18 protein-coding genes are annotated in these 16,701 nt (G+C 57.2%); 11 read left to right on the top strand and 7 right to left on the bottom strand.

Annotation, left to right across the window (positions count from 1 at the left end):
* Positions 1 to 126 precede the first annotated feature (126 nt).
* The 7 genes from KHU30_RS15105 to KHU30_RS15075 form a co-directional block, all read right to left on the bottom strand.
* On the bottom strand, positions 127 to 393 hold the full coding sequence (locus KHU30_RS15105; RefSeq protein WP_211443452.1) for a pentapeptide MXKDX repeat protein: 267 nt from the start codon (positions 391 to 393) through the stop codon (positions 127 to 129).
* Positions 394 to 465: 72 nt separating this feature from the next.
* Positions 466 to 1,245 carry a molybdopterin-dependent oxidoreductase gene (locus tag KHU30_RS15100; RefSeq protein WP_211443596.1) on the bottom strand — a complete coding sequence of 260 codons (780 nt, stop codon included), beginning with the start codon at positions 1,243 to 1,245 and terminating at the stop codon, positions 466 to 468.
* Positions 1,246 to 1,255: 10 nt separating this feature from the next.
* On the bottom strand, positions 1,256 to 1,870 hold the full coding sequence (locus KHU30_RS15095; RefSeq protein ID WP_211443451.1) for a cytochrome b/b6 domain-containing protein: 615 nt from the start codon (positions 1,868 to 1,870) through the stop codon (positions 1,256 to 1,258).
* Positions 1,871 to 2,211: 341 nt separating this feature from the next.
* Positions 2,212 to 2,679 carry an rRNA maturation RNase YbeY gene (gene ybeY, locus KHU30_RS15090; protein ID WP_211443450.1) on the bottom strand — a complete coding sequence of 156 codons (468 nt, stop codon included), beginning with the start codon at positions 2,677 to 2,679 and terminating at the stop codon, positions 2,212 to 2,214.
* Between the two features lie 15 nt (positions 2,680 to 2,694).
* Entirely contained in the window at positions 2,695 to 3,852 is a 1,158-nt protein-coding gene (locus tag KHU30_RS15085) for a PhoH family protein (RefSeq protein WP_211443449.1), read from the bottom strand.
* A gap of 37 nt (positions 3,853 to 3,889) precedes the next feature.
* Positions 3,890 to 5,230, bottom strand: a complete 1,341-nt coding sequence (miaB, locus tag KHU30_RS15080; protein ID WP_211443448.1) for a tRNA (N6-isopentenyl adenosine(37)-C2)-methylthiotransferase MiaB — start codon at positions 5,228 to 5,230, stop codon at positions 3,890 to 3,892.
* A 34-nt stretch (positions 5,231 to 5,264) separates the two neighbouring features.
* Positions 5,265 to 5,615 (bottom strand): hypothetical protein, encoded by a 351-nt coding sequence (locus tag KHU30_RS15075; protein WP_230411187.1) that lies wholly within the window; start codon positions 5,613 to 5,615, stop codon positions 5,265 to 5,267.
* A 443-nt stretch (positions 5,616 to 6,058) separates the two neighbouring features.
* Here KHU30_RS15075 and KHU30_RS15070 point away from each other — a divergent pair, with 443 nt between their 5' ends.
* From KHU30_RS15070 to KHU30_RS25570, 11 genes are all read left to right on the top strand, one after another.
* Positions 6,059 to 6,700 carry a GspH/FimT family pseudopilin gene (locus KHU30_RS15070; RefSeq protein ID WP_211443446.1) on the top strand — a complete coding sequence of 214 codons (642 nt, stop codon included), beginning with the start codon at positions 6,059 to 6,061 and terminating at the stop codon, positions 6,698 to 6,700.
* A 32-nt stretch (positions 6,701 to 6,732) separates the two neighbouring features.
* Positions 6,733 to 7,335, top strand: a complete 603-nt coding sequence (pilV, locus tag KHU30_RS15065) for a type IV pilus modification protein PilV (protein WP_211443445.1) — start codon at positions 6,733 to 6,735, stop codon at positions 7,333 to 7,335.
* Entirely contained in the window at positions 7,332 to 8,252 is a 921-nt protein-coding gene (locus KHU30_RS15060) for a PilW family protein (RefSeq protein ID WP_211443595.1), read from the top strand. Before pilV (KHU30_RS15065) ends, KHU30_RS15060 begins: the two co-directional genes overlap by 4 nt.
* A gap of 29 nt (positions 8,253 to 8,281) precedes the next feature.
* Positions 8,282 to 8,794 (top strand): pilus assembly PilX family protein, encoded by a 513-nt coding sequence (locus KHU30_RS15055; protein ID WP_211443444.1) that lies wholly within the window; start codon positions 8,282 to 8,284, stop codon positions 8,792 to 8,794.
* Positions 8,795 to 8,808: 14 nt separating this feature from the next.
* Entirely contained in the window at positions 8,809 to 12,258 is a 3,450-nt protein-coding gene (locus tag KHU30_RS15050; protein WP_211443443.1) for a pilus assembly protein, read from the top strand.
* A 41-nt stretch (positions 12,259 to 12,299) separates the two neighbouring features.
* On the top strand, positions 12,300 to 12,728 hold the full coding sequence (locus KHU30_RS15045) for a type IV pilin protein (protein ID WP_329956685.1): 429 nt from the start codon (positions 12,300 to 12,302) through the stop codon (positions 12,726 to 12,728).
* Positions 12,729 to 13,489: 761 nt separating this feature from the next.
* On the top strand, positions 13,490 to 13,918 hold the full coding sequence (locus KHU30_RS15040) for a type IV pilin protein (protein ID WP_211443442.1): 429 nt from the start codon (positions 13,490 to 13,492) through the stop codon (positions 13,916 to 13,918).
* Positions 13,915 to 14,517, top strand: a complete 603-nt coding sequence (locus KHU30_RS15035; RefSeq protein ID WP_211443593.1) for a GspH/FimT family pseudopilin — start codon at positions 13,915 to 13,917, stop codon at positions 14,515 to 14,517. Before KHU30_RS15040 ends, KHU30_RS15035 begins: the two co-directional genes overlap by 4 nt.
* Complete coding sequence (gene pilV / locus KHU30_RS15030; protein WP_211443441.1) at positions 14,508 to 14,981, top strand: type IV pilus modification protein PilV; 474 nt, start codon at positions 14,508 to 14,510, stop codon at positions 14,979 to 14,981. Before KHU30_RS15035 ends, pilV (KHU30_RS15030) begins: the two co-directional genes overlap by 10 nt.
* 2 nt (positions 14,982 to 14,983) lie before the next feature.
* Positions 14,984 to 16,087, top strand: coding sequence for a PilW family protein (locus tag KHU30_RS15025; protein ID WP_268907184.1), 1,104 nt, complete (start codon positions 14,984 to 14,986; stop codon positions 16,085 to 16,087).
* A 47-nt stretch (positions 16,088 to 16,134) separates the two neighbouring features.
* Complete coding sequence (locus KHU30_RS25570) at positions 16,135 to 16,689, top strand: pilus assembly PilX family protein (protein WP_211471961.1); 555 nt, start codon at positions 16,135 to 16,137, stop codon at positions 16,687 to 16,689.
* Positions 16,690 to 16,701 lie beyond the last annotated feature (12 nt).

The raw sequence follows: 16,701 nt of genomic DNA, 5'->3' as shown, positions 1-16,701 counted from the left end.
TATGTGACAGGACGACGAAACGCATGTGTCATCGATGTCATATCCTGGCAGAAATCACAGCTTAAGCACATAAAAAAAGCGGATAGCGCTGAAAGGCGCTACCCGCCGGCGTTGCTAAAGATGTAATTATTTCTTCATTTCATCTTTAGCCATGCCGTCCTTGCTCATGTCGTCTTTCGACATGGCATCCTTGGACATCGCTTTCTTGTGATGCATTTTCTTGTGCGGCTTGGCCATCTCGTCCTTGGCCATGCTGTCCTTGCTCATCGCGTCTTTGGACATGGCGTCCTTAGCCATCGGAGCTGCGTCCTTTGACATCGCATCTTGGGCAAAAGCACCGCCGGCAGTCATCATCAGGCCGCTGAGCAACAGGATTGTGAGGCTTTTTTTCATTTTGGATCTCCAGGTAAAAGTGGCAAAAGCGCCATGAAAAGTCATTAAGTGCAGCAAATGGCAGGGCCTGAGTCAGGATCCGCCAAACCAGTTGTACCCCTGGTCTTCCCAATAACCGCCGGGGTATTTATTGGTCACTTCCATCGAAACGATATGTTTCGGATTCTTGTAGCCGAGCTTGGTCGGCATCCGCAGCTTCATCGGGAAACCGTATTTCGGCGGCAGGACCTGGCCGTCGTAAGTCAGGGTGAGCTGGGTTTGCGGATGCAGCGCGGTCGCCATGTCGATGCTGGTGTGGTAGTCGTCGCCGCACTGGAAATCGATGTATTTGGCGCTCAGGTCGGCGCCGATCATCTTCAGGAAATAGGAGAACGGGATACCGCCCCAGCGGCCGATGGCGCTCCAGCCCTCGACGCAGATGTGACGGGTAATCTGCTCGTTCTGCGGCATCTTGTGCAATTGCTCCAGCGTCCAGGGGCGCTTGTTGGCAACCAGCCCGAGGATTTCCAGCTGATAGTCGCTGCCGTCGATCTCAGGTACGTCTTCGATGCCGTAGAAGGCATTGAAGGGGAAGGGCCGGGTCATGTCGGCCTGCGTATAAGTGGGTGCCAGCCGCTTGGGATCGAACAGCCATCCCTGCACACCGTCGTTCATGCGTGAAATGCGTTCCAGCATGCGATTGACGGATGGCTCGTCGGTAATATTGCAGCCGGTCAGCAGCGACAGGCCGCCCAGGGTGAGCGCTCGCTTGGCGAACAGGCGGCGCGACGGCAGCGCCAGCTCGCGGCGGGCATCTTTCAATATGGATTCGGCGTCGAGCTGCGAAGCCGGTCCGGGATTTTTCTTGATCATCATGATCTCCTCAGCGGCCGCGCAGCATGGCCAGCAGTGTGCGCGGCACCAGCGCCACCATGATCACGTGCACCGCGATGAAAGCGACCAGGAAAGCCATGGCGCAGAAATGGACGATGCGGGCATTGTCATAGCCGCCCATCAGATCGCGCAGGACAGGCAGCTGCACGGATTTCCAGATCGCCAGGCCGGACACCACCAGCAGTATCAAATCCAGGATGACCGAAACATAGGCCAGCTTTTGCACGGCGTTATAGTGATCGAGGGAATCGTGCTGCAGCTTGCCGCGCAGCGCCTTGAGCATGTCCTGGATCACTTCAGCCGGACGCAGAGGCAGGAATTTCTTCCACAGGCGGCCGCTGCCGGTATTCATCAGCAGGTATACGAGGCCATTGAAGACCAGCAGCCACATTGCCGCGAAATGCCATTGCAGGGCGCCGCCCAGCCAGCCGCCCAGGGTCCATGCGTTGGGAATGTGGAACGGGAAGATCGGCGAGGCGTTATAGATACGCCAGCCGCTCAGGATCATGATGACCACGGCCAGCGCATTGAGCCAGTGCGTAATGCGCAGCCAGGCCGGATGAATCACGGGTTTCTTGAGCGCATTGAGGGCGGAGGATGCCATTTAGGCCTCCTGCAGAAGAAGGGGCGCGGCCGAAATGCGCAGCGTGACTGGATTCATGATTGTCTCCGGAGACTGAGTAATGTTGTTTTCATGTGCCTTAGTCGCAGGCCAAATGAATTCATTACATCATTTCATCATAATCTTATTACTTAAAAATGCATGGTATGGATTTGAAGAATTTGATAATTATTTTGTTGTCATTTGGATATTTTATCTATCCATGAATATCGGGAATGTCCTAGGCCAGGGATCGCAATCGGGCCTGGAAAACAGGCTCCGCAAAAGAAAAACGCCGCAAAGGCGGCGTTTCTTGAAAGCGGAATCAGATCAGGTCTGCGCGTTCAGCGGTCCGCATAGGGATTGGGCCAGCCCAGTGCCTCCAGGATTTCAATTTCCAGGCTTTCCATCTCGGTGGCTTCTTCCTCGTCTTCGTGGTCGTAGCCTTGCGCATGCAGGACGCCGTGCACCACCAGGTGCGCGGCATGCTCCACCACGGTCTTGTTCTGTTCCTTGGCTTCGCGTTCCAGCACGTCGGTGCAGAGGATGATGTCGGCCTGGGTGACGCCGTTGTCGTCTTCTTCCTGGTCTTCTGAGTAGGCAAAGGTCAGCACGTTGGTGGCGTAGTCCTTGCCGCGGTAGTCGCGGTTCAAGGCGCGGCCTTCTTCGGCATCGACAAAGCGGATCGTCAGCTCGGCCGGCGCCAGCAGGGCGGCTTGCACCCAGCGCCGCAATTTCGGGCGCGTGACGCTGTCCTGCAGGCGCGGGTCGGGATATTGGACTGACAGAGAGAGTTTATTTTTTTGTGGCATTGCGCTTACTTACGCTTATTTTCTGTTGCGTGCTGTTTTGGTGATGCCGGTCGGTACCGGCTTGGCTGGTTTCGCTGCCGGCGGCGTCGCGCCTTCGATGACGCCATGGGTGGATGCCGCCGGCGCCGCCTGCGAGGCGGTTTCGTAGGCGTCGACAATCCGGGCTACCAAGGGGTGGCGCACCACGTCGCTGCTGTTGAAGCGGGTAAAGGCGATGCCGCGCACGTCTTTCAGTATGTTCATGGCATCGATCAGGCCGCTCTTCTGGCCGCGCTGCAAATCGATCTGGGTAACGTCGCCGGTGACTACGGCCTTGCTGCCGAAGCCGATCCGGGTCAGGAACATCTTCATCTGTTCCGGCGTCGTGTTCTGCGCTTCATCCAGGATGATGAAAGCATGGTTCAGGGTGCGGCCGCGCATATAGGCCAGCGGGGCGATTTCGATCGCCTGCTTTTCAAACATCTTCTGGGTACGGTCAAAGCCCAGCAGATCGTAGAGCGCGTCATACAGCGGGCGCAGATAGGGATCGACCTTTTGCGCCAGGTCGCCCGGCAGGAAACCCAGGCGTTCGCCGGCTTCGACCGCCGGCCGCGTCAGTACAATGCGCTTGACCGCGTCGCGTTCCAGCGCATCGACCGCGCAAGCCACCGCCAGATACGTCTTGCCGGTGCCGGCCGGACCGATGCCGAGGGTGACGTCGTGTTCCAGGATAGAGCGGATGTATTGGCTTTGATGCGGGGTACGCCCGCGCAAATCGCTGCGGCGGGTTTTCAGGACAGGGCTTTCGATATCCGTCTCGGTCAGTTCGGCATCCGCCGGATCTGCACCGGTTTCGTCGCCGGGTTCAGCGCCGTCCCTGCCATTGCTCTTGGCCGCTTTCGGTTTCTTGCCCATGCCGAGTTTGGCGCGCTGTTCCACCAGCGCCAGCTGGATTTCATCGACCGAAATCACCTTGTTGGCGACGGCGTAAAACTGGTCGAGGATCTCGACCGCGCGTTCGGCATTGCTGCCCGCTGCGATGAACTTGTCGCCGCGGCGGAAAATCGAGACATCCAGCGCCGCCGAAATCTGCCGCAGGTTTTCATCCAGCGGTCCGCACAAGTGCGCCAGCCGCGTATTGTCGAGCGGCTGCGGGATGAAGTAATGCGGCTGGGTAGGGGTTTTAGTTTTCAAACTGGCGTGTGCGTATCTGGGTTGATTGATATGTCGGCTATGCGGCGACGACGATTTCGCCGCGCAGGGTATAGGTCAGTGTTTCTGTAATCGTGACGTCGATCAGCTCGCCGATCAGGCGCGCGCCATTCGGACCGGCGTTGAAATTGACCACCCGGTTGTTCTCGGTGCGGCCTTGCAGCTCGTCCGGGTTCTTCTTGGACGGGCCTTCCACCAGGATGCGCTGCACGGAACCGACCATCGCCGCGCTGATCCTGGCCATGTTTTCTTCCACCGTTGCCTGCAAGTGCTGCAGCCGCTTGAGCTTGACTTCATGCGGCGTGTCGTCCTGCAGGTTTGCGGCAGGCGTGCCCGGCCGCGGGCTGAAGATGAAGCTGAAACTGTTGTCGTAGCCGATATCGGTGATCAGCTTCATCAGCGCCTCGAAGTCGGCGTCGGTTTCGCCCGGGAAGCCGATGATGAAGTCGCTCGAAATCGTGATGTTGGGGCGCACCTGGCGCAGGCGGCGGATCACCGACTTGTATTCCAGCACGGTGTAGCCGCGCTTCATGGCCGACAGGATGCGATCCGAGCCATGCTGCGCCGGCAGGTAAAGGTGATCGACCAGCTTCGGCACCTTGGCGTAGGTATCGATCAGGCGCTGCGTGAATTCTTTCGGATGGCTGGTGACAAAGCGGATCCGTTCGATGCCGGGGATCTCGGCGATGTACTCGATCAGCAAGGCGAAATCGGCAATCTCGCCATCCGCCATGACGCCGCGGAAGGCGTTAACGTTCTGGCCCAGCAGCGTAATTTCCTTGACGCCTTGCTCGGCCAACCCGGCCACTTCGGTCAGCACGTCTTCAAAGCGGCGCGATACTTCTTCGCCGCGGGTGTAAGGCACTACGCAGTAGCTGCAATACTTGCTGCAGCCTTCCATGATCGAGACGAACGCCGTCGCGCCTTCCACCTTGGCCGGCGGCATATGGTCGAACTTCTCGATTTCAGGGAAGCTGATGTCGACCTGAGAATGGCCGGTAGCGCGCCGCTGGCTGATCATTTCCGGCAAGCGGTGCAGGGTCTGCGGGCCGAACACCATGTCGACATACGGCGCGCGCTTGACGATGGCAGCGCCTTCCTGCGACGCCACGCAGCCGCCGACGCCGATCAGCAGGTCGGGATTGTTGCGCTTCAGCTCGCGCAGGCGGCCAAGGTCGGAAAACACTTTTTCCTGCGCCTTTTCGCGCACTGAGCAGGTATTCAGCAAAATCACGTCGGCATCCTCCGGACGGTCAGTCTTGACCAGTCCGTCGGAGGCGTTCAACACATCGGCCATCTTGTCCGAGTCGTACTCGTTCATCTGACAGCCGAAGGTCTTGATGAATACTTTCTTTTGCATCGTTTTTTCCATGACTGCTTATTTATCGTTTCATTTACCGTTTCAGACTGTTGCGCTGCGCTTCGATTTTTACACTGGCCTCATCGGGCGTCAGGATCCAGACGCGATCGATGTCGCCTTGTATGTTCAAGGTGTAATTCACCAGGTAAGTGTCGCTGCCCAGCGAACTCGGGATCTGGGTCAGCTGCTGGGTGTTCCAGATGCGCGAGCCGGGCGACAGCCGCAGCGTGTTGCCGCTCATGGCGACGGTGGGGTAGGCGGTGATGGTCATTTTCCCGCGCAAGGTGGTGGCGGGAAAATCGCGCTCGACTGCCATTGCGGAAAAGGCCAGCGTCGCCAGCAGGAAAATCATGAGCAGGCGGATTGGCCGCATTGTTGCCGACATAGCAAACTCCATTAGATGAAAGCCATGCCGTATCTGTGCATGACGTTGAACAAGGACTGTAATAAGGACTGTAATAAGGACTGTAATAAGGACTGTAATAAGAATGGCCTAAGGCGGCAACGATGGCTGCACTGCGAAAACCTCATTCGCCTGCCGCATTGCCGAACCGCTTTGCGGGCGACTATCGGCCCGTTTGCAGGACGCGCGGATTATAACATTTGGCCGCTCGACTTATCAGCAAGGATGGCTTGACTGACCGTGTCGCTTTCGGAAAGCCAGTAAAAATCAATAGTCATAAAAAAGTAAGAAAATACTGAACTTTTACAATTTGAAACATAATATATTGCTTATTTACAATTTGTAACAGATGAGCGGTACGAGGGCAACGACAAGCGGACGGTCAGAGAGTTTTTCTGGGGAAATGCAAAATATATAATAAGGCCTTGTCAAATCAGCATTTTCCGAGGAAGGAATGTCGCGTGCAAAGAAGTAATTCTGCGAATTTATTGCGGGTTTTCCGATGCCATAAAAGCATTGTTTTGCAATCTAGTAAGGGTTTCACCCTGGTCGAGTTACTTGTCACTATTTCAGTGGCGGCCATATTGGCGACTGTGGCATTGCCATCGATGGGTAATTTCATTAACCAGACTCGTTTGTCGGGCAACGTCAATGAATTCATTGCGGCGACCATGCTGGCGCGCTCCGAGGCGATTCAACGTGCCGGCGCGGTGACCATCTGCCGCAGCACTGGCGCCGAAAGCGGAACAAACACCTGTAATAACAGCGAAAGCGACTGGTCCAGCGGCTGGCTGGTATACGTCGGAACTGCCGCCGATACGCCGGATCCCGATCCCGCATCTGCGCACAAAATCCTGGCGCGCCAGGGAGCTTTCAATACGGGCACCCGCATCGCTCCAGCATCCACCGCGACCGCGATCACATATAACGCCGGCGGCGCGCCATGGCCGGCGCCGCCCGGCGCCTTTACTTTTACGTTCAAAAACAACTTTGCGCGGACAGTCTGCTTTTCTCCGAGCGGACGGATCAGCACGCTTCCGGCTGGGACAGAGACATGCCCGGCTTGACGTCATCAAGGCAATCGAAAGGGATGAGAAGCATGGTTTTTCTCAGAAATAATTTATTGCGCGCCGGACGCCGGCAGCGCGGCGTCGGCATGATCGAAGTATTGATATCCATCACGATATCCGCCTTCGCGCTGCTGGGACTGGCGGGCTTGCAGATGGCCGCACTGAAATATCAGAAAGTGGCGCATTTCCGTTCCCTGGCGAGCCAGTTTGGCGCCGATATGGCGGACCGGATACGTGCCAATGCATCTCCCGTGACCAAGGCCGTGAACAGCGGCGCCGGCGGCGGCCCCGACACTGCGACTTACTACCGCGCAGGCGAGCAATATTCGGAAGCGCCGCCGTCGGCCGTCCCGTCATGCGCTGGCAAAGTACCGGCGGCTTGCATTACTCCGCAAGACATTGCCGATAAAGATATCTATGAGTGGCGGCTGGCCCTGAACCGCGGGCTGGCCGGAGGCTGGGGCAACGTCTCCGCCTACGACGCGAAGCAGGGGGTCACCATCACGGTGTATTACAACGAACCCGACAAAGCCCTGGCCAAGGCAGCTGACGCCAATTGCGATGCTTCGGTGTTTCCGTCAAAAGTCGACCAGAACGAGATACGCTGCTTTCAAACCACGGTGATGCCATGATGAATTTTCTATCGGATGCCGGCGCTCGCCGCTGCAACGCGCGCGGCTTTACGCTGGTTGAATTAATGGTGTCGATGACGATTGGCCTGATCCTGTTGCTGTTCTTGAGCAACCTATACTTGAACAGCCGATCCAGTTCTCGCCTGAACGACGACAATGCGCGCATACAGGAAGATGGGCGCTACGCTATGGCGGTGATTGGCCGCAACCTGATGCAGGCTGGATTCGGCAATATGCAGACTGGCAATACCACGGATTTTCCGCCTGCGGATGCATCGGACCTAAAGGGAATAACAGGGTGTAACTACGGTTTCGCAACGCCCGTGGCGATACGCCCGAACTGCGCCTCCGCGCCGGTTCCGGCGCCATCGAGCATCGCCGGTCCTTCCGCTTTCACTGTCAGCTACACCAGCGAACCCTATTACGACGCCACCAATATCAGCGGCGCAGGGACGGATTGCAGCGGCGCCAAGGCGGCCAACGCCAGCAGTACGCAAGGCGGCCTGGTGATCAACAATTTTTATCTCGATACGAAAACCAAAACCTTGTACTGCAGAGGGAATGCCGGCGCCAGAACTCCGCAGGCGATATTAGGCAATGTCGACAATATGCTGCTGACCTACGGGCTTGACACCGGCAATCAATATGCGCCCGTGCAAACGACCACGGATGCGGCAACTGCCGGCGCCGCCGGTGCGGTCAACGGCAACAACAAGGTTGGCTGGGATCGCGTGGTTACGGTGACCGTTTGCCTGGAAATCCATAGCGCGAACAGCGTGATGACCGGCGCGGCAGGCCAAACCTACTACAAGTGCAATGCGACGGAGCCGACCACCGCGACCGATCGCTTGTTGCATACCACGATGACGCGCACATTCACCTTGCGTAACAACGCCACCGCCAGTTTGCTGAACTGAGCGGCTCCGACTATTCATCCAACTTAATTATGGCACATAAAAATTTTCCGCAATCCGGCATTGCGCTGCCGATGGTGCTGGTTTTTCTGGTTCTCATGATGCTGATCGGCGCTGTCGCGATCCGCAACGTGACGCTGGACGAAAAGATGGCGGCCAATTCGCGCAATCACCAACTGGCGTTTCAGGCCGCCGAAAGCGGCTTGCGTCATTGCGAAACAGGGGCGCAAAGAAATGCGATCGTTCCTAAGCCCGGCGCCGCCGCCCGCCAACTCGACAGCATGATTACCAAGGCGGTTGACGGCGCCAATGTGTGGGATGTCTGGCCGGAAACGGCTGCGACAACGGCCACCGTAAGCTTGCCGAATGGAAGCGGAGCGGCGCAATGCATTATCGAAGACGTGACAGCGAGCATTGCGATGGGACCTACCCAGATCAAGAGAGATATCAGCGCCAAGGTTTATCGGGTTACTGCATTCGGCGTCGACACGTCCATGGCCAGTCCTAATGCGAAGGTAGTGCTGCAAAGCTATTTGAAATTTTGAGAGTTGGAGAACCCATGTTAATAAGCAGTGTAACGCGCAGCTCGCCGCGCGGCCGTCTGATCAAGCTAGCTGCGCATTGCCTGTGCCTCGGCATGGCTGCGGTATCGGGCGTGGCGGTCGCGGAAATGGCGCAATCGCCGTTGTTCCTGCCGCTGCCGCCACCGCCAAATATCATGTATGTACTTGATAATTCAGGCAGCATGGTGTGGGGATCGGTGACCGGCACGGATGCCACGGCTGAATTCAATTCGGCTAAAACCCAGCGATCCTACTATTCCAGCGCCTGGAATCAGATTTACTACAATCCCGGGACTACCTATGCGCCCGGCGTCAAGGCCGATGGTACATCCATGGGTAAAGCCAGCATCACGGCGACAGTGATTGACCCCTATCTGGCGCCGAATGCAAAACTCACGGACATTGGCGCCGTGTGCACCCCGCGTAATCCATTTTCCTTGCCGCTTTATGATCGAGCGACATATGCCAGCAACAATAACTGCACAGGCTCTGGCGGCACTGGGAGCAATCTGGTTGCGCGCTATGCGTTTTACTACAACTGGATAGGAAGCGGAACGCCAACCGGCAATCCAGGTGAAGATAAGGACGCCTACTACAGGCGGGTGGATATTGTTAAGAGCAATGATAAATATCCGCGCGCCTCGAGCCGTACGGATTGCGCCGGCTCCACCTGCACATACGCCGAAGAGCTGCAGAATTTCGCCAACTGGTTTTCGTATTATCGGACCCGCATACTGTTGATGAAAACGGCATTGGGGACGGCCTTTTCCGGCATCAACGATCGTTTTCGCGTCGGCTTTTCGACAATCAACGACAACAACACCAAGCCGAATGTCAGCGCCGCCAACTTTGTCCCCATATCGCTTTTCAACGCGACACAAAAAGCGGCCTGGTACGCCAGGCTGTATGCGATTGACCCGAAGGGCGGCACGCCGCTGATCAGCGCGCTGGACCAAGTGGGCCAATACTATATGGGCAAGGGCATGGCAGGCGCGCGATCCGCGCCGGATCCGATCCAGCTGCAGTGCCAGGCAAACTACACGATTCTCTCGACCGACGGCTATTGGAACGGCGACGCGCCAGGCTCGATCGGCAACCAGGACAAGTCGGTGCCGACATTGCCGGCGCCGGTTCCGCACGATCCTGTCGCAGGCGGGGCATTGACGCCGGGTGAGCTGTTTCCTGCTCCTTTTTATGAGGGAAGCAAAGCCAATTCCAATGTCCTGGCGGATGTAGCCATGAAATACTGGGTCAACGACATCGGGATTCGCAATGGCAACGGCACGGTCGGGAAAGTCTCGGCAACCTCGACCGATCCGGCCACCTGGCAGCACATGACGACCCACACTATCGGTCTTGGCGCCAACGGCACCTTGGTCTATCAGCCGGATTACAAGACGGCGGCCAGCGGTCATTATGCTGACATCAAGAATGGGAAACTGCAGTGGCCGGAACCAAAAGCGGATACTGCTTCTGCTATCGACGATCTGTGGCACACGGCGGTCAATGGCCACGGCAGCTATTTCAGCGCAAAAAATCCCAAGAGCCTGCAGGATGGCCTGAACAGCATCCTGGCTGAAATCGGCAAGGCCACCGGTTCCGGCGGCAATACGTCGATACCAGGCGGCCCGGTGCCGGGCGCAAAGAATGCCGTCGCCTATGTCCCGAGTTTCGATTCCGGCAGCTGGACCGGACATTTGACTGCGCATCAAATCGGCGCGCGGGGAAAGCTTGATCCGACGCCGAAATGGGATGCGGCAGCATTGCTGCCGGACTACGCAAAACGCAATATCGTGACCTGGAATCCAAGTACGAACAGTGCCAAGGCCTTTACCTGGGCGAACCTGACCAGCGGCGTCGACAGCCAGCAAGCCATGCTGGTTTCAGCCAATGTCGTGGATTACCTGAAAGGCAGTTCCGGCATGGAGCAGGCGCCGGACGGCAGCGGTTCAGGCGTGTTCCGTTATCGCCAGAACAAGCTCGGCGACATCGTCAACTCGACTCCGCTCTACGTTCAGGGCAACGATTTCGGCTATGCCGCATTGCCGGCGTCGATTCCCGGCGGCAGCACTTACACGGCGTTCCTGGGGGACAAGGCCAAGCGCAACGGCATGATCTATGTCGGGGCCAATGACGGCATGCTGCACGGCTTTGATACCAACGGCGTTGAGAAATTCGCCTTCATCCCGAATAGCGTCTATCCCAACCTGAAAACCTTGAGCGACCTTAACTACGGTCACCATTATTTTGTCGATGGACCGCTGGTGGAGGGAGACGCCTATATCGGCGGCGCATGGAAAAATATTCTGCTGGGAACGACCGGCGCCGGCGCGCAGAGCGTCTTTGCGATAGATGTCAGCAAGCCGGATTCCCTGGCGGAAGGAAGCGTTCTGTGGGAGTACAACGCTGCTTCCAGCGATGCGGATATGGGGCATGTGCTGGGCGCACCGGCAGTCGTGCTGCTGGCCAATAACAAATGGGCGGCCATTTTCGGCAACGGCTACAACAGCGCCAACGGACATGCGGTGCTGTATCTGGTCGATATCCAGAGCGGCGCCTTGATCAAGAAAATCGACACCGGTGTAGGCAACGCCGATGCGCGCAACGGCTTGTCGGCGCCGGCGTTGTTATTCAATGCTTCGCGCCAGCTGATAGCCGCATATGCCGGGGACTTGCAGGGCAATCTTTGGAAATTCGATTTAAGCAACGCTACCGATGCAAGCCAATGGAGCCGCAGTTCCCTGTTTACGGCCAAGGATGCGAGCGCTGCCGCGAAAGCCCAGCCCATTGTGCAGGCGCCTGTCATAGCCGCCCATCCGCTGGGCGGAATGATGGTGATGGCCGGCACCGGAAAATACTTTGAAACGGATGATCTCGGGAACACCGATACCCAGAGCCTGTACGGCATATGGGACAAGCCCGGAGCAGCCGCGGTAAGCGGCCGCAGCCAGTTGCAGGCGCAGACCCTGACCGACGTGTTTTCCAAGTCGGGCCAAATGATCGGCCGCACCCTGTCCAGGAATACCGTTGCATGGGACACAAAGCGCGGCTGGTACATCGACTATCCCGCCGGCAGCGGCGAGCGCACCGTTGGCGCATTGCAGATCGTGAAGGACGTCATCTTGCTGACCACGTCGCTGACGCCGAACACGGCTGACCCATGTGCCGGCGGCGGTTCCTCGCAAACTTTGGGAGCTAATTTCCTGTCGGGAGCTTACTCGGATAAATTCCATTTGATTGTCGCCGATGCGCCGCCCAACACCAATTTAAGTTCCGCGACGATCCCCGGCACGGTTGGCACGGCAGCGCCGATACCCAATCCGGATGTCACCCAGCCAGGCTGTATCAATACCGTGGGTTCGGACGGTAAAATACATTGTCAGGAATACCTGACTACAGGAGTGGCGGTGCGCCGCTGGCGGCAACTTTCGATCAAACCAAATTAACAGGTCGAAAATCGCTTCGGCTTAGAATCAAGGAGATGTCCATGAAACCCAAAGATGCATTGTCAATGCCACGCGGCTTTACGCTGGTTGAATTAATGATCGTGGTAGCGATCGTCGCCATCCTGGCGGCGGTTGCGGTACCGAGTTACACGCAATATGTACAGCGCGGGAACAGGACGCAGGCGACGGCGACGTTGCTGAAATACGCCAACTGGATGCAGCAGCAATACACGATCAACAATAGTTACCAGGCCGGCGGCAAGGCGCTCAGCCTGCCTGTATTCGCCGACGGCGGCTCGAAATATGTTTATTCCATCCGCGAATCCACTACCAGTTCCTTCACGCTGCAGGCAGTGCCGGCGGCAAATGATAAATGCGGGACCTTCCTCTTGGATAACACCGGTAAAAGAGATACCGAAAATGGAAAGGCGCCTGCTGCCAGTGCTGCGGATTGCTGGGCGGGACGATAGGGCCCGATGGCGGCAGACTGCTGAGCGAGACCGCCAAAGTTAACACCTGATTGAGGAGCGCCGACGGCCGGATCTACAAGTCGGCGCTCCTTTTCAGGGTAATCAATTTATCCCTTCTTCCGAATAAGGGAAATGTTGTCTTTCTTGCCTCATTCCTAGTGCAGAGACAAACAGACTGCTTCCGTTCTGGTATGCGGTTTTTCAAATTTCCTCCCCATTCTTTCAGATGAATCTGAAGTGTTCGCGTGCTTCGCGAGCTGATGCGCACAAGTCTCAATACACATTGCTTACCCATAGCTCGTCATCCTGAATCGGCATGCAAGCTGCCTGGTGTAGCAACGCAACGCCTTCTTGTGGCCTCGCAGGCCATGCAATACGAACGGCCTAAGTCACTCCCTTTGCTTATTTTTTTGGCACTGGATGGATATCCATTCCATCCTGGAGGAGCTGCGAATCGCCGCTGGTTGTCGATTTGCAAAGTTCCATGAGGTGTAGACGAGCGGTATATAGGCGGCGACGAATGGAGGGAGGGAATCATTACTTTGAGGAAATTGTCCACCTATAATACTCAAATACTTGCATCGTAGAAATTTCGCGCTTATCGGGCGCGGCGATGCCTGAAATATTTGCAGGTGAAACACAAAATGACCCTTTCACTTTGAGGGCGAGGTTTTTATCAAGGCAACCCGGCAGGCCTGTTCTGAACTTCAGGCGTTGCGGGCTGCATAACATCAGTTCATAAGAAAATCAGGCGGCTCGTAATGAAAAAATTGAACTCGGGTTTTACTTTAATTGAAGTAATGATCACCGTGGCTATCGTGGCCATACTGGCTGCTGTTGCAATGCCTGCCTATCAGGACTATGTCCGGCGAGGCAAGGTGCAGGAAGCGCCGACCAATTTGTCCAGTTACCGGGCCCTGATGGAGCAGTCCTACCAGGATAATCGCACCTACGGCACCGGTACTACTTGTGCGGTGACCGTGCCCACCGCCACTACAACTTTCACGTATGCCTGCGTCACCAGCAATTCCAATCAAAGCTTCAACGTCACTGCAACCGGCAATGCCAGCACGCCTGCAGCCGGGTTGGTTTATGGTCTTAACGAGCAGAATGCCCAGACCACGACCTGTAGCAGTTGTGCCTGGGGACCGTTCTCCGCGGCGTCGACCTGGGTGGTCAGGCACCCATGAAAAAATCAAGCCTGATCCGTTCCCAGCGCGGAACAACGCTGATCGAGCTGATGGTTGCCCTGGCCGTATTTGCGACATTGCTTGCACTGGCCTGGCCGAACTTTAAAAGCTCGATCCAGAACGCGCAGATCCGCACAGCGGCCGAATCCATCGTCAACGGCTTGCAGCTGACCCGGGCCGAAGCAGTGCGGCGCAATAGCGAAGTACAGTTTCAGCTAAACAATACGCTGGCCGGCGCTGCAGTGAGCGGAGGAACCGACTGGTCCATCGTTCCCGACGACCTTTCCACGCCGGGCACGCCGAACTTTTCGACCGCAATGCAAACCAGAAACGGCAATGACACCGTCAACGCGCGGATCGGCGCCAAGACGGCTGCCGATTTCACCAGCGCGGCAGCGGCGGGCGCCAACCTGCCGGGGAATATTACGTTTACTGGCATGGGGCGGCTGACTGCCGCATCAACCATCGTCCAGATCGATGTCACCAACACGACGGGAACCAGCGCCCGGCAGCTCAGTATTACGCTCACGCCGGGCGGGCAGATCCGCTTGTGCGACCCGGCACTTACGCTGGCCAAAAATCCGCAAGGATGCTCATGATGAAAATATGCGCCTCACCCGGCCTGCACACACGGTCTAAAACGGCAGCAGGCTTCGTCCTGCTGGAGGGCTTGATTGCCATCCTGATTTTCTCGTTCGGCGTGCTCGCCATCATGGGATTGCAGATCAGCAGCATCAGCGGTGTGCGAGACGCCAAATTTCGGTCGGATGCCGGCTTGTATGCGAGCCAGATCATCGGCGCCATGTGGGCCGACAGGAATAATTTAAGCGCCTATTCCCTCAATGCCACTGGCGCGACATGCGCAGCCGGAACCAGTACCAGCGCCACTGCCAACGTAACAAACTGGCTCAACGATGTGCAAGGCGGGCTGCCCGGCAGTGCCGCGTATAAACAGCAGATTGTGATCGGCTCCAACAATGTGGTCACCGTCACCGTCTGCTGGAAAAGTCCGCAGGACACCGGGCCGCACAATTTTTCAGCCACCGCCCAAATTCAGGGATAAGCATGCCTTACGCGATCAAGCAAAAGAGAAATGGTTTCAGTCTTGTCGAAGTCATGGTCGGCATGGTCATCGGCATGCTGGTCATGCTCATCATCTATCAGCTGTACACGACATTTGAAGGCCAGAAACGCACCTCCACCGGCGGTGCCGAGACGCAGGAAAACGGTGTCTACGCGCTATCGGCGATCGGCCGCGATATCCGCATGTCGGGCTGGGGCATCAGCAACTCACCATTGCTGAACTGTTCAACGCCTTTCACTTATTCCAGCGCCAACAACGGTCCGATTGCATCCAATTTGTCGATCATGCCGGTTCGCATCACCGATGGCGGTACCGGGCCGGACACTATTACCATGATGACGGGGATGGCCGGCGCCGCCAACGCTCCGCTTACCGTCATCGATGTGATCGGCAACGGCTCAAACGTCGAATTCAAAACAAATTCTCAAGCCGGCCTCAACGTCGGCGACATGGTATGGATGGTGCAAGGCAATCAATGCACCTTGTCCCAGCTTACCAATCTGCAGGGTTCGGCCGGCCACGTTCAGCGGAATCCGGGCAAGGCAGGAACTGTCAGCTACAACCCGCCTGCATCGTATAAGAACAGCGTCAGCTGGCCGCAGGAAACCGGCTGGAAACTATATGATGTCGGTCCGATGATGTTGCGCACGTACAGTGTCGTCTCGAACACGCTTCAGGCAACAGACCTCGGCTCAACAACGGCAGCTAGTCTTGACAGCAATATCGTTAGCATCAAGGCGCAGTACGGCATAACCTCCACGACAGTGGGGGACCAGAGCGTTGCCAATTGGGTCAGCGCCACGGGCAGCAGCCATATCGGCGTAGCAGGCACCACCTGGGCCAGTCCGGCGCCCGCGGATGTGCTGCGGATCAAGGCGATCCGGCTCGCCGTCGTCGCGCGCAGTCCTCTGCTGGAAAAGCCAGCCCCCAACGGCGGGGTGTGCGCCACGACGACCGCGGCGCCCACAACCTGGAGCGGCGGTCCGACAATCGATCTTTCCGCTGATTCACAATGGAAGTGCTATCGCTACAAAACCTTCCAAACCATCATTCCACTGCGAAACGTCCTATGGTCAAATCTGTGAAAAATACCCGCCAGCCTAGGGTTCGCCGCGACAGGCAAGAGGGCGCCGTGCTTTTCATTGCGATGATTTCGCTGGTCGTCATGATCCTGGCTGCGATTGCGCTGATGCGCGCTACCGGCACTGCCGGTACGATTTCCGGGAACATGGCGTTCAAGGAAGCGGCCACCCAGGCTGCCGATACAGGCGTCGAACTGGCGTTCGCAGCCATGCCGAACATCATCAGCACCAGCGTGGAATCGGATATCGCCAATCAGTATTTCGCCACCCAGCAGCCGGTCGATTCGAAGGGTATGCCGACCACGATCGACTGGACCAAGGTCGCGTGCCACGACAACAGCGGCAATCCCAGCAACGCGACCATCAGCTGCAGCGACAAGTCGAGCTACCGGGTCCAGTACGTGATCGACCGGCAATGCACCGGCACCCTGCCTATCGTCAATATAGTCAACCAATGCGTAGTCCAGTCGCTGCAAGCCGACGGCAGCCACAAGGCGGGGGGCGTGAATTTTACCGGCGCCACCAAGGTTTTTTACCGCGTTACCGTCAGGGTGCTGGGGCCGCGCGACACCAGCAGCCTGGTCCAGGCGTCCCTGTCATTTTGAGATGTGAGAACA

Source organism: Collimonas humicola, assembly GCF_018304945.1.
GTDB classification, from domain to species: domain Bacteria; phylum Pseudomonadota; class Gammaproteobacteria; order Burkholderiales; family Burkholderiaceae_D; genus Collimonas; species Collimonas humicola.
This window is presented reverse-complemented; position numbering and strand designations above follow the sequence as displayed.

What these genes read in the sequence shown, in the direction of transcription:
- KHU30_RS15105 (WP_211443452.1), bottom strand. Translation starts at nt 393, where the DNA reads ATGAAAAAAAGCCTCACAATCCTGTTGCTCAGCGGCCTGATGATGACT.
- ybeY (WP_211443450.1), bottom strand. Translation starts at nt 2,679, where the DNA reads ATGCCACAAAAAAATAAACTCTCTCTGTCAGTCCAATATCCCGACCCG.
- KHU30_RS15025 (WP_268907184.1), top strand. Translation starts at nt 14,984, where the DNA reads ATGCCTTACGCGATCAAGCAAAAGAGAAATGGTTTCAGTCTTGTCGAA.
- KHU30_RS15045 (WP_329956685.1), top strand. Translation starts at nt 12,300, where the DNA reads ATGAAACCCAAAGATGCATTGTCAATGCCACGCGGCTTTACGCTGGTT.
- miaB (WP_211443448.1), bottom strand. Translation starts at nt 5,230, where the DNA reads ATGCAAAAGAAAGTATTCATCAAGACCTTCGGCTGTCAGATGAACGAG.
- KHU30_RS15100 (WP_211443596.1), bottom strand. Translation starts at nt 1,245, where the DNA reads ATGATCAAGAAAAATCCCGGACCGGCTTCGCAGCTCGACGCCGAATCC.
- KHU30_RS15095 (WP_211443451.1), bottom strand. Translation starts at nt 1,870, where the DNA reads ATGGCATCCTCCGCCCTCAATGCGCTCAAGAAACCCGTGATTCATCCG.
- KHU30_RS15035 (WP_211443593.1), top strand. Translation starts at nt 13,915, where the DNA reads ATGAAAAAATCAAGCCTGATCCGTTCCCAGCGCGGAACAACGCTGATC.
- KHU30_RS15060 (WP_211443595.1), top strand. Translation starts at nt 7,332, where the DNA reads ATGATGAATTTTCTATCGGATGCCGGCGCTCGCCGCTGCAACGCGCGC.
- KHU30_RS15055 (WP_211443444.1), top strand. Translation starts at nt 8,282, where the DNA reads ATGGCACATAAAAATTTTCCGCAATCCGGCATTGCGCTGCCGATGGTG.
- KHU30_RS15040 (WP_211443442.1), top strand. Translation starts at nt 13,490, where the DNA reads ATGAAAAAATTGAACTCGGGTTTTACTTTAATTGAAGTAATGATCACC.
- pilV (WP_211443441.1), top strand. Translation starts at nt 14,508, where the DNA reads ATGCTCATGATGAAAATATGCGCCTCACCCGGCCTGCACACACGGTCT.
- KHU30_RS15075 (WP_230411187.1), bottom strand. Translation starts at nt 5,615, where the DNA reads ATGTCGGCAACAATGCGGCCAATCCGCCTGCTCATGATTTTCCTGCTG.
- pilV (WP_211443445.1), top strand. Translation starts at nt 6,733, where the DNA reads ATGGTTTTTCTCAGAAATAATTTATTGCGCGCCGGACGCCGGCAGCGC.
- KHU30_RS15050 (WP_211443443.1), top strand. Translation starts at nt 8,809, where the DNA reads ATGTTAATAAGCAGTGTAACGCGCAGCTCGCCGCGCGGCCGTCTGATC.